We start from the raw sequence: 12,593 nt of genomic DNA, 5'->3' as shown, positions 1-12,593 counted from the left end.
TTACCTTCCTACTCGGATCAACCATTTTTTTTGGTCTAGTTTATGGGGTGCATTATAATCCTTTTCGCCAATCGTCTCATAAGCAAAATCTATTTTCTTAAAATATTTTTCATTAAATATTTGCCATTTAGGCTCTGGAGGGTCTTGCATGTATTGCGACTGATAAACATAAGGCTCTGCTTTTTCCTTAATTCTTAGCTCCTCCATCGGCAGTCTGTTCTCATCAATGCTGGTTCCATCTTCTAGCACTGCTGGAATGATGATCTTTTCAAACTGCCGCTCTGACTTTTTATCCAAATAACCAAATATATCGTAAACACTGATTCTCTGTCCAATCACCAAAAATGGTGTGTCAGCAGTGTTGCGCCTTGAAGTTATGCACTGCTCAAATTTCTGACAGGCACTGATCAGTGATACCCTGCTATAAGCGCAGCTTGCATCGTGCAAGTCATCAAGAATAATGCAGCCACCATACTTTCGACCTTCATCAAAATCAAGTGAGCTGTCCCCTGCCCCAGTACCTGTTACATGTCCTGATATTGAAAAGCCATTAACAAAACCTCCTTCCTTAGTTCTGATCACTCTTGTACTTCTGCGCCCAACTATCTTTACATTGGGAAAAACTTGCTTATAAAATGGAGACTCAAGGACAATGTGCAGTTCGTTCATCTTCTCACGCATTAAATCCCTTTGATGAGTGATGTACATAAATTTTGCCCTGGGATTGTTGCCCAGGGCAAAAGCTACATGAAAGATAAACCCGAGCGTTGTCTTAGCGCAACGGGGCGGTATGTTCCCACTGCCATTAAGTTAAGGGAAAGAGAAGTTAAGATTGGACAAAAAATTTGAAGTGATTGATAATTATGGTAAATACTAGGGTGAATTTTTAAGAAAAGGGAGTCTGAAAAGTGCAAGTTATTTAAAAAAGTAATAATTGCAGGTTATTTTGCAAAGAATGTACTAATGCAATGATACTGAAAAGATATCTTGAATTTAAAACACATGTTTTCTAGCTCTTTTCTGGTAGTTGAGTGAACGAATATCAGATATCTTATGACGATCAACTCTTCTCCCTTTTCTCACCACTAAAGTGTTCATCAAAAATAACTGTGATAGTCGATCCATAATGCAGTCTATGTCTGACTCTGTAGAAAAAATATCAAAGGCTAAGTTTTTAATCGCATTAAATGAGACAGATTTATTGATGCTTTTTTTTAGTTTACTATTCTGTGCGCTCAATGTCTCTTCATCATCTTCTATCATGATACTTTCTAGATTACTGATGAAGATAGTTAACCAAAAATCCTGCTTGATAGTTTCAATACTTTTTCCTGTGAAATTCTCTAAATTTAATCTTCCCTTCAGCCTAGAAAAAAATGTTTCTACTCCCCAGCGCAAGTAATATAATCTCTCAAACTCTTCAACTGTAAAACGTTTCTCATCTAACAGAGATGTTACTAACACTTCAACTTCGCCAGAAGAAAGTATTATTTTGACTAACCTGAATTTCATCTCATCAGGTAATCCTAGCTTTCGTAGCTGTCTTGCTACTTTAATAGGTGCGGTAGACACTACCACCGTACTAGATGGGCTTTCCGGCTTAAACATAGCGTTTATTTCATTGAAAGACGAACTTGAACAGCGAATTATATAATTGATTTTCCTTCCTGTAAGCTCAGCAAGAAATCGATAAGATACGTATCCTCTATCACAGATTAACAAATCGTCTGATTTTATGGATTCAAGCATACCGATTGCTAAATCAACCTCATAGCTGTCACCTCTACTTAGCACAGATTTTATTGCAATATTATTTAGCACATCGTAGCAAACTTCAAAGGTTGCACTTGTATAGTCTTCAAATCTCTGGATTCCATTCCATACTGCTCTTGAGCCAAACTCACCTATTATTTTGTCGCTCTTTGGCAGAATCAGTATTGAAGCATCAAATGCAAGTACTCTGAAGCCATGGTGGGTTTTAAATTCCTGATCTTGGTAGTATAGGGAAACTATATCATCATTTAACTCTGAAAACGCAGTATGCTTTAGCTTCTTTCTTGCTTGAGTAAATGCACTTGCCGTAATTGTATAATCTTTTCTTGTATGCAGAACAAACTCATTAAGCATCACTTGTAATGACTTTACACTCTTTCTAAAAATCAGGAGAAATACATTAACGAAGGGCAGCTTTCTTTTTCGTGAGAAGTCTTTTGAGGATGCTCTGTGTGCGTTTATAAAGTTTAAACTCATCAATTTATTTTTTATAAACATGATTATTCTTTTTTTTACTCATGTCATTACTTCTTTTAATTTGTGGATCTTACCTGATTTTATAATACAGTTCATCACTTTTCCTTAACTTAATGGCAGTGGGTATGTTCCACCCATCCATAATCCTTGTTCTTTTGATGTTGCTATTTTATTTTTTACTCTCTCTACTATCATCTCTCTTTCTAATTGTGCTGCTCCTGATAACACTGTTTGTACGTGTGTGATTCATAGAGGTTATTGCAACTAATTTGTCAGATCAAGTCTGAACTTGAAATACCTGTTAAGAGGTTTTATATTTTTGAAGTGACTTTAACTCTTGGTTATGTTTGTAATTTTGCATGACAAATGTTTCTTTTGATGAGATATAATTTTTTTGTATTTCACTTAGACAAGGAATTGTTTTTTCCAGTTCTTTATATTTTTCCCAAGGAGTCTTTCCCTGAAGAGAGCTATGAGGACGTTGTTTATTATAATATTCTTCCCAATCCCTAAGCTTGACTTGCAATTCATAATCCTTAATGTTAACGCTACTATAAAATTCATCTAAATCTGTACGCTGCGCTCTTTCTACTTTACCATTTAAATGTGGGGAAAACGGCTTAATTGGACGGAATTTTATTTTCCATTCTTTTAGACACTCTTGCACTTCGTAAGCAAAAAATTCTTGTCCTCTATCGGTCTGAATCCTTTGACAATGAAATGGAGCCCTTTCCCTTAATTGTTTTAGGAAATCCAGAGTATTTTTTGAAGTACGCCTTGAGTATAATGCGATAACTTTATAACGCGTACAATCATCTATAGCAGTATATTGATAAAGCCCCGAAGATATTTTGCAAACATCCATTTGTACACGCTCTCCTGGCACTTTGCAGTTATAACGCTTAATCTGCTTGCGATAGTGGCGCTTAATACGTAAAAGACTTACATCGTGTTTCTTCAAAACTTTGTGTATAGTAGCCAATGCAAAAGAGATATCATGTAAACGCTTTAATTCAGCTTGAATACGTCTTGCTCCTAATTTTCTAGCTTTTCTCAGATGAAGAATGAGCTGTTCATTTGACTTGTTGATTTTTTGTAAGGGTAAAGTTTTAGGCCTGCTACTAAGGTTTGACAATCCCTGTTCACCTAGCTTTTCATAACGTTTGTACCATTTTCGTAAGGTAAAGCGTGAAATGTTATAGTGTTGACATACTTTGCCTGCATGACCTAATTTTTTGTATAATTCTATCCAATTCAGACGCAACTTAACTTTGGTATCCATTTACTGATTGCCTCTTGTTGATGAATTTATTCATATTATTGTAATAAGGTATTTAAACTATCACAAGTCAAAGTTTTTATTTTATCTTACATTTTTGCTGTAATAACCTCTATGAATCATACAGGAGTGTTAAATAAATTACTATCTATCAATCCTTTTGGTTCTCGTGAAAACAACACTAGTATTGTAAATGGCAGTGATAATCAATTTGCTAAACCAGATAGCGTTAGAGCGATTAGTGAAACTGATACAGCTGTAGCAATATATAGTAACCCTAATATAAGTAACACATGTTCTGCTAATTATGAAACATCTTTAGCGAAGTATGATAGTACTGGTACATGTTCTAGCCAAGATGTATGTCTTAATAAAAATGGTAACATATGGTCATACATTAGCAAATTTATACCTTTTGGTTCTCACAGATCAAGTAAGACAGATGTAGCAACATATAGCAACACTGATGCAAGTGGCACATGTCCTGCTAATTATGAAACATCTTTAGCGAAGTATGATAGTACTGATACATGCCTTAGTGATAATCAATTTGCTAAATCAGATATAACTCAGGTTGAAAGTGGTAAAGCTATTTCAGAGTCTAATAGTTCTAATGTTGTACCATTTTGTGCAAAAGTCTCTAATGATATAGACACGTCAAAATCCCAAGGCACCCTTGTTAATTCTGTTGAGTTAGAAAGGCTAACTAGAGAAGTCCATCCTTCACTACTCTAAAGGTTTACTAAGGGTTCTTTAGGTATCAACTCTCAAAAAATTGGCGTAAGTTTAGGCAGTGTTATGTCTAGATTTACGCGCATGCTACACAAGATTCTAAATCATATTATCCTTTTGGAACACATGTAGGCTATAGGTTATAATAAATGATCTTACCATTCTAAATAAATTATATTAACTTAATATTATATATTATTAATAACTTAAATAATACGATCACTTTCGACAACCAAAACTAAGGACTGTGAGAACATTTTTCTTTGAGATGGAATGGTCTACCACTTGATTCGTGCGAACTTTTGTTTGTATAAATTCATTATTTTATTTCTCGGGTTTTTTAAATATTTCCCTCATAAAATTAGATAGCTTGCTGTAAAATTATCTTTTCAAGCTCTTGTTACTCACAAGTTCTACAGCAACGCTGTTAAATGAAGATATAGGTGACCTATGAGTTAAGTTAACTGTGCTTTTATCTTCAAATTGCAATGCTTCACTTATATTTTTTAATTTTCTTTTTTTAGGTAGTGTATGTTCATCAAATGTCTCTAGGTTTCTTTTATGTGATTGTGTTTTTAAGTCTGGAGCTAAGTGCATATCTTCAAGATAATAAATAATTTCTTCTGAGTTAGAATATACAATAACATAGTCCAAAGGACTCATATTTTTTTCATCTTGTCTATCTATACTAGCTCCTTTCTCTATAAGGTATTCAACAATATCTAACTGACCATGCATAACAGCAAAGTGCAAAGGACTCTCACCTTCTTTGCTACGTAGATTTATATTAGCTCTTTTCTCTACAAGATATTTCACAATATCCAATCTACCATATATAACAGCAAAGTGCAAAGGACGCATGTTATTTTTATCCTTTATATTTATACTAGCTCCTTCCTCTACAAGGTATTTAATAATATCTAAGTGACCATATATAACAGCAAAGTGCAAAGGACACATACTATCTTTGTTTAATGATTTTATTATAGCCCCTTGCGCTACAAGGTATTTAGCAATATCTAAGCGACCATATACGGCAGCAAAGTGCAAAGGATTCATACCTTTTGTGTTCTTTAGATTTACATCACCCCCTTTCCTTACAAGATGCTGAACAGTACCTAAGTGACCATATATGATAGCATAATCTAAAGAAGTAAAATTCTTTTCATCAATACCATTAATAACTTTACTTAATTTATCAGGATATATTTTCTCTAATATCAGCTTAATAACCTTTTCATTACCATCTTTGGCTAGCAAATGTAAGATAGTACCTCCATCATAAATAGAATCAATAAATTCATTAACTAATCTACTATATTTACTTGCATGACTCCAAACAGACTTAACGTGATTTGGATTCGTAAGGCAAAATGATGTCATCATTTCTCTTAAAGTTTCTTCTTCTATTCCTGTTCGTTCTTTCTCTACTCTTACTGTTTTTTGTATCCCTTTATGAACTCTTGCTATTGACTCCTCTAGCTCAATCACTGAAAACTTATTGAGTAGATTAAGAGCATCCAAAACTTGTTGCTTACCTTTTTCTGATTTCTTCTGGAGGAAAATTTCTTCTATATCAATTTGATTGGGATCCAAGTAAGCCATATATGATACAATATCATGCGATTGCTGCCCAACATTTTTTTCTCTTCTTACTTTATTAAGGTTAAGCTTCAAAGTTGTAAATAATTCTTTGGTGATACCTAATGCTTCCAAAAGATCAGGATTTGATTTTTGTATTGCTTCATTATAGCGTTTTAGATATTCGCTAATACTAATCTTTTCTTGTTTTATATATGCTGCTCCTTGCACCAAAGCTAATGGTAGATAATTCAACGCTTCTGCTAACTCTACTAGATAGCGATTCTCTAATTTATCTTTTATCCCTAAGGCCCTTTCAATAAATGTTATAGCTTCTCCTAGAGAAAATCCATCATTCAACTGTATCTTTTCTATTTCTTTTTCCCAATTCTTGCTACGAGAAGTAATAAAAACGTAAGGCTTTTCTCTATGAAAAAACAAATTAGGAAAATAGGATGGTAAAAATTTTTCGATCTCCTTATACTTACTGGTGTTATCAAAGATGAAAAGACTTTTTACGTCTCGAAAATACTCGTATACATCCTGGACAATAGATTCTATTTCTCTATCTCGAACAACATTAAAATCCATATCATTATCATTTTCTGTAGGAATTTCTAATTCTTTAGCTAAATTACGAAATGAATTGAAAAGAGTGTCATATGTTTTAGCATTTATCCATATAACTTTTGTCCAAATATTACTCTCCTTACTATATGCGTAGCTTCTAGCCAATTCACTTTTTCCTGTTCCATATTCTCCATTAATCAAGACCATTCGTGACAGTTCTACTTCTTGATTTTTACTATCTAACTTCTTTTTTAATTCATCTAACATCACTTCTCTTTTAATAGAGAACTCTGATAAATAATCCAAATTAAAGGAAAATGTATTTTTATCTTCTTTTTCATGACGTATTCGCAAATCCTTAATTTCTTCACGCAAGTCTTCTATATCTTTTTTTTTCGTCAGATCATTTCCATTAATCTCTTTTAATATACTATTGGCTAATTTTTTCTTTTTCTCCTCATCTAAAATATACGCATATTCTTCTTTTTTAGGTGAGTTAACAAGTACATATTTTTGTTCTACCTCCTTCCATTCTTCTAATTCCCATACAAAAGGAAGTCGATAGCTGCATTTTTCAGCATAGTCATATTTCTCTAATAAACCATATTGATAATAGTGAACAATTTTATTCTCTGTTTTCTTTATTCCTACCCATGTATATAAATCTGAGGTCATTAAAGTTTTACTACTTTGTTCATCTTTTTTTATGTGATATCCATAATCCCCCAAAGATAGTTTTCTTTTTTTTGAATTACCAAGAACAACACCTTTAGTTATAAAATCAACAAAAAGGTCTTTTCTCTCACTAAAATTTGAAGAATAATCCATTATTCTATATACAGCATCCATTGCTAATTTCTCAATTCCCCTCTGCCAAGAGGAATTGACATCTACAATCTTTATGAATTGTTCCTCAAATTTTTGAAAAATTTCCAAGCCAGCCTCTACTAAACTCTCTCTCTCCTATTATCTTTAAAAGATACAACTCCTAGAGAAACACTTTTTGCTTTTTCTCTATGTCTTCTTGCAGACACATCACCTATACATTCAACAGCTTTAGTAAAACTTAATCTATATAGATTCGGTGGAATAAGATTATTCACAATTGATGCAAACTGACCTGCTATTTTGCCCACTTTTCGTGTTTTTGAATCTGGTTTTGCTTCTTCAGAATATTCAAATATCTTTTTCTCAAATTCTTTAACAAAAGTCTTAACAAAAAAAGTTGCTTTTTTCACTATTTCATCACTTGTAATGCTTATACAGCTAAACATTTCTTCATCATCAGTCGATGTACTACTGCTGCCTATAGATGAAGATCTTGTTACTCTAGGGCTCTCCTGACTTCGTCCACACTGAAGTTCTTCACTAGATAATATATTTTCATAATCAACTATTGCTGATCCAGCATCTACATAATCCATTTGATTATCTGCTACTTGTTCTCCTATATTTTCTTTACCTAACATAAAACCGCCTATATTTTAATATTCATATTTTGATTGTTTTGTCGTAAACCTCTTTTCTGAAGATTGATTTCAACATTTGATTCTTATGCAGCTGTACCAAACCAATTTGCTGTAGAAACCTTACGGTAATCCTAAGTAACTTTAATTGCTGAGTAACAGTGTGCTTTTCTTTTGACTTCTGACTAAAATAGATATATTCTTAAAAAATCGAGAATTGCTTTCTGAGTGATATACATAATACAATGCATCTAACTCACACCCCATGTTTTCATTACGTTAGACTGCATTGTAGCTAAAAAGATCTAGCAAAGCAAGAATTTTTTTGCATACTTTAGCATCTTATTTTAGTTTTTATTTTAAAACTAAAGCAGCTCAGTTTCATGTACTTTTATTTCTTTATCAACTGTTATTTTTCTTCTTCAATGTATCTGTGAGTAATGATAACGTTGCTGGTAAAGCAATTTTTTTATATAGCAAGATTCAGCTATTTATAAAAAGATCGTGGCTAGACCAAAAAATATAAGAGCTGAGAGAATATCAGTTGTTGCTGATGTTAAGATTGAAGATGAAACAGCAGGATCGGATCTTAAACGATGAAGCATTATAGGAATGAAAGTGCCGATAAATGTTGCAATAATCGACATTGCAATCATGGAAACTACGAAAATGATCTCTACTTTTAAACTATGGAACCTTATTGCTAATACTACGAGCGAAATTGTAGATAAAATCACTCCATTTATAAGACCTATTAAAAATTCTTTCATCAGTATTCTTTTTGCATTTTGCTCAGTTAGATATTTTGTTGCGATTGCCCGGATAGTTAGTGTTACTGTTTGGGATCCTGCATTTCCGCTCATTGATGCAATTATTGGCATAATTATTGGTAGTACTATAAAACTTTCTATTACGTTATCGAAAAAGCCAACTACTATAGAACATATTGTTGCAGCTAAGAGGTTAAATAATAACCAAGGTAACCTTTTAATTATAGTTTTATGTATAGGAGCATTTATATCAGATTTAGATGATACACCGCTTATTTTAAGTACATCCTCTTCTGCTTCTTGCTGAACAATTTTGATTACATCTTCAATAAGGATTACACCGATAATTTTACCACTCTTATTTACTACTGGAGCTGATAATAGAGAGTAATCTTTAAATATTCTTGCTACTTCTTCTTGGTCCATTCCAGTTTTAATTATTTTTATATCTTGACTCATTATCTCTTTTATTATTGTTTCTCCTGAGTGAGATATTACCTTATTTAAGTTGAAACTACCTATAGGTTCTAATTTCGAGTTAATGATGAAGATTTGGTAAAATGTTTCTGGTATTTTTTTATAATTGCGCAAGAATTCCATTAGCTGATTTATCGTCCAATAATATGGAGCTATAACCATATTTTTATGTATCAACCTTCCTGCACTTTCTTCTGGGTATGATAACAATTCCTCTACTAATTTTTGAGTTGCATTGGGTAAGTAGTTAAGTATGTTTTCTATAGACTTTCTATCCAAATCTTTCACTATGGCTACTATGTCTTCTATATCAAGAAGCATTAGTAACTTTGCTGTATTTTCTATTCCCAATATTTCTATGATCTCTACTTGTAAATCTGGTACTACATGTACTAAGGCATCACTTAACAAATGTTGATCGAGGATATTAACTAATTTCTCCCTGTGATCACTGATCGAAGTAGATAAAAAATAAGCTAACTGAACGCTATCTATCGTTTTTACAATATTACGAACACTTTCTAATTCTTGATTATCGAGAGACTCTATTAAATCATCAATAGCCTTTTTGTCTAAACCATAATGAGAACTTGTTTTAATATTCATTACTTTACCTTATTTTTTTAATAAATATACACACTTGATTTTATTGAACATTCAAGTATAATAAAATTATTTTGAATTAACTATTATATGGTTAAATTTCTATTTTGTTTGCTGTTATTGTTAGTGATAATAAATATATTAAAGTCTAAAGTATAATGAAAACCCATCCAGAAATCCTTGAATACTTTCAAGGCTTAAATAAAAGTATTTCTCTTATCAGGAGGTGTCTTTGACATAGAAAAATTGAAGTTGCGTCTTGAAGAGCTGGATTCTCAAGCATCGAATGATAATCTGTGGCAAGACAATCAAAAAGCACAAGAAATTTTAAAAGAACGCTCTAAAATTAAGCATGACATAGAATCGTTTTCAAAGCTAGAAAGCGATTACAACGATGCTATCAGCTTGATGAAATCTGCTATTGATGAGAATGATGAAGAATTTTTTTCTGAAGTTAAAGGTGAGTTAGTAAAGCTAGAGAAATTAATCAAACTTAAAGAGACAGAATCTTTATTTACTGGTGAAGCAGATAACAATAACTGCTTTTTAGAAATCCACTCAGGAGCTGGTGGAACAGAGAGCAATGATTGGGCTGAGATGCTCATGCGCATGTATACAAGATGGGCAGAAATTTATCACAATTTTAAAGTTGAAGTTGTAGAAAAATTAGATGGTGATGCAGTTGGTATAAAATCTACAACAATAAAGATCATCGGAGAAAAAGCTTACGGGTGGGCAAAAAGCGAAAGTGGAGTTCATAGATTGGTTAGAATATCACCATTTGATGCAAATGGTAAACGTCATACCAGTTTTGCAAGTGTAGGAGTAACTCCAGTGATTGAAGATTCAATAGATATTGTTGTGGATGAAAAGGATTTAAAGATCGACACTTACCGTGCTTCTGGAGCAGGTGGTCAGCATGTAAATAAGACTGAAAGCGCGGTACGTATTACACATATTCCAACAGGCGTTGTAGCTCAATGCCAAAATGGTCGTTCTCAACATAAAAATAAAGATGAAGCACTTAAACTACTTAAAGGACGTTTATATCAAATTGAATTGGAAAAAAAAGAACAGAAAATGGCCGAAGAATATGGCAAGAAATGCGATATAGGTTGGGGCAGTCAGATCAGATCGTATGTTATGCATCCGTACCAAATGGTAAAGGATTTAAGGACTGGACATGAAGTTGGCAATATAAATTCCGTTTTTGATGGCAATATAGATTGTTTCATAGTTAGTGTATTGGAGTTAAAATGAGATTTATTAAAAAGCTAAGTTTTATGCTCTGCTAATAAGGAGAAAAGAAAACCAAAACCTATTGAGAAAAATGGAACAATTTTGTGAATATATCTATTATCCAAGTAGCTGATGAAAATGGCAACTCGTTTCTTATGGGCACAAAAATGTAATATGAAGAGAAATCTTCGTACATTAAGTTGTAGCCGCGCAACGTCTGCCATTGATGATTATTTCACCTACTGTAACTACTGCTAAAATAAAGCAGTAATACACTTGTGTTAACAAAGAAATAGGTGAGATAGAAGCAATGCTACCTGCTAGCAGCAGCTGGGAACCATAAGGCAAAATGCCTTTTGTAACGCAAGCAAAAATGTCTAACAAGTATGCACTACGGTATGACGGAATATTATGCTTTTGCGCGAGCCTTTTTGCAATATCGCCACTTAATAAAATAGCAATGGTATTATTAGCAACTAAAACAGTAAACATAGATGCTATACCCGCTATTACAAATTCAGCTTTAGTTTTTGTGATATTGCTTTCATCGATAAGTTTGTGTAATGCCTTTTGACCCTGCTTGTACATTATATGACTCAATCCGCCAATAAATAGAGCAAATATCACTATCTCGTTTACTTTTTTGAACCCGTCATATATGTCATGAGAGAGTTGAATGATAGTATAGTCAAAAAAAGTCATCCCTAATACACTAGCAACAATTATATTTATAGTTATTGTTACTAAAGTAGTAACTTCAAATAACCCCATGATTATTAAAGAAATATAAGGAATAATCTTTATTATTGATAAATAATCTAAATTTGATGTAGGAATAATTTTTGTACTATCTGCCATAATTGCCAGATAGACAAGCGTTATAATGCTGGCAACAAATGCTACTTTAGAATTCACTTTAAGTTTATCCTTTATCGTGGCCCCCTGTGAAGAAACAGATGCAATAGTAGTGTCAGATATCATTGAAAGATTATCACCAAATACGGCACCTCCAACTACAGTTGCAGTTCCTATTTCAAGACCAAAAGCCCCACTTTTTGCTAAGTTAACAGCTATTGGTACCATTAATACAACAACTCCCATAGACGTACCAATTGCAGTTGATATAAAAGCGGAAGCCAAAAATACTCCAGGCAGTAGTAATTTTGCTGGAAGGAAATTGAGAATTAAATCAGCAACAGTATCTGCACTACCAATTGATTGAGTCACCACAGAAAATGCTCCAGAAAATAGAAAAATTAAACACATAGTAAGGGTGTTTTTATCACCCATACCCTCGATGACAGTATCGATGTTACGTTGAATTTTACCTGCACTGCATGCAACAGCAAAAAATAGCGCCGGTAGTAGGCAAATTACCGGTGAAACTTGGCGAAGCGGATTATCAATTCCAATAAAGGAAAAATAGACACCACTTCCAAGGTATAAGATTAAAAAAATAACCAAAGGAAAAAAAGCTGTCATTTTACTGCCTTAAAACTCATAACTATAACTAGTTAAGTAGTTTTAAGCAAGTTTGGTTTTCTGTAAGTTAATACCAGTTTTTTAGACTCTCAAGTATTACGCTATGGAAAATGCGTTGACTATTGTACCATAACATATAGTATC

The 12,593-nt window shown here is 32.9% G+C and carries 10 protein-coding genes; 2 read left to right on the top strand and 8 right to left on the bottom strand.

Annotated features, from left to right (window positions below):
* From OPS21_RS04510 to OPS21_RS04495, 4 genes are all read right to left on the bottom strand, one after another.
* Positions 1-708, bottom strand: coding sequence for a hypothetical protein (locus tag OPS21_RS04510; RefSeq protein ID WP_265027568.1), 708 nt, complete (start codon positions 706-708; stop codon positions 1-3).
* A gap of 285 nt (positions 709-993) precedes the next feature.
* Positions 994-2,271 (bottom strand): IS4 family transposase, encoded by a 1,278-nt coding sequence (locus OPS21_RS04505; protein WP_265027567.1) that lies wholly within the window; start codon positions 2,269-2,271, stop codon positions 994-996.
* A gap of 84 nt (positions 2,272-2,355) precedes the next feature.
* Positions 2,356-2,478, bottom strand: coding sequence for a recombinase family protein (locus OPS21_RS04500; protein ID WP_264337236.1), 123 nt, complete (start codon positions 2,476-2,478; stop codon positions 2,356-2,358).
* A gap of 73 nt (positions 2,479-2,551) precedes the next feature.
* A complete protein-coding gene (locus tag OPS21_RS04495; RefSeq protein ID WP_264336561.1) occupies positions 2,552-3,532 on the bottom strand; it encodes an IS481 family transposase in 981 nt (326 codons plus the stop codon).
* A gap of 111 nt (positions 3,533-3,643) precedes the next feature.
* Between OPS21_RS04495 and OPS21_RS04490 the strand changes: the two genes are divergently transcribed.
* Complete coding sequence (locus tag OPS21_RS04490) at positions 3,644-4,264, top strand: hypothetical protein (RefSeq protein WP_264337235.1); 621 nt, start codon at positions 3,644-3,646, stop codon at positions 4,262-4,264.
* A 378-nt stretch (positions 4,265-4,642) separates the two neighbouring features.
* On the opposite strand, the gene OPS21_RS04485 is transcribed toward OPS21_RS04490, so the two are convergent.
* The 3 genes from OPS21_RS04485 to mgtE all read right to left on the bottom strand — a co-directional run bounded on the left by OPS21_RS04485 (position 4,643) and on the right by mgtE (position 9,731).
* Positions 4,643-7,348 carry an ankyrin repeat domain-containing protein gene (locus OPS21_RS04485; protein ID WP_265027566.1) on the bottom strand — a complete coding sequence of 902 codons (2,706 nt, stop codon included), beginning with the start codon at positions 7,346-7,348 and terminating at the stop codon, positions 4,643-4,645.
* Between the two features lie 11 nt (positions 7,349-7,359).
* Entirely contained in the window at positions 7,360-7,881 is a 522-nt protein-coding gene (locus OPS21_RS04480; protein WP_264337233.1) for a hypothetical protein, read from the bottom strand.
* A 488-nt stretch (positions 7,882-8,369) separates the two neighbouring features.
* Positions 8,370-9,731: a magnesium transporter gene (gene mgtE / locus OPS21_RS04475; RefSeq protein WP_264337232.1), complete on the bottom strand. Its 1,362-nt coding sequence runs from the start codon at positions 9,729-9,731 to the stop codon at positions 8,370-8,372.
* 155 nt (positions 9,732-9,886) lie between these two features.
* Between mgtE and prfB the strand changes: the two genes are divergently transcribed.
* Positions 9,887-10,988, top strand: a protein-coding gene (gene prfB, locus OPS21_RS04470; protein ID WP_264330491.1) for a peptide chain release factor 2 whose coding sequence is annotated in 2 segments (ribosomal slippage) — positions 9,887-9,952 and positions 9,954-10,988 — 1,101 coding nt in all. Because the reading frame shifts where the segments join, the coding sequence is not laid out codon by codon here.
* Positions 10,989-11,162: 174 nt separating this feature from the next.
* Here prfB and OPS21_RS04465 read toward each other — a convergent pair.
* Entirely contained in the window at positions 11,163-12,449 is a 1,287-nt protein-coding gene (locus OPS21_RS04465) for a Na+/H+ antiporter NhaC family protein (protein WP_264337231.1), read from the bottom strand.
* Between the last annotated feature and the right edge of the window lie 144 nt (positions 12,450-12,593).

The organism is Wolbachia endosymbiont (group B) of Chorthippus parallelus (assembly GCF_947251815.1).
Classification (GTDB): Bacteria; Pseudomonadota; Alphaproteobacteria; order Rickettsiales; family Anaplasmataceae; genus Wolbachia.
This window is presented reverse-complemented; position numbering and strand designations above follow the sequence as displayed.

Excerpts from the sequence above, each read along its gene's own strand:
- OPS21_RS04480 (WP_264337233.1), bottom strand. The coding sequence starts at position 7,881 with ATGTTAGGTAAAGAAAATATAGGAGAACAAGTAGCAGATAATCAAATG.
- OPS21_RS04490 (WP_264337235.1), top strand. The coding sequence starts at position 3,644 with ATGAATCATACAGGAGTGTTAAATAAATTACTATCTATCAATCCTTTT.
- OPS21_RS04495 (WP_264336561.1), bottom strand. The coding sequence starts at position 3,532 with ATGGATACCAAAGTTAAGTTGCGTCTGAATTGGATAGAATTATACAAA.
- OPS21_RS04465 (WP_264337231.1), bottom strand. The coding sequence starts at position 12,449 with ATGACAGCTTTTTTTCCTTTGGTTATTTTTTTAATCTTATACCTTGGA.
- OPS21_RS04510 (WP_265027568.1), bottom strand. The coding sequence starts at position 708 with ATGTACATCACTCATCAAAGGGATTTAATGCGTGAGAAGATGAACGAA.
- OPS21_RS04505 (WP_265027567.1), bottom strand. The coding sequence starts at position 2,271 with ATGTTTATAAAAAATAAATTGATGAGTTTAAACTTTATAAACGCACAC.
- mgtE (WP_264337232.1), bottom strand. The coding sequence starts at position 9,731 with ATGAATATTAAAACAAGTTCTCATTATGGTTTAGACAAAAAGGCTATT.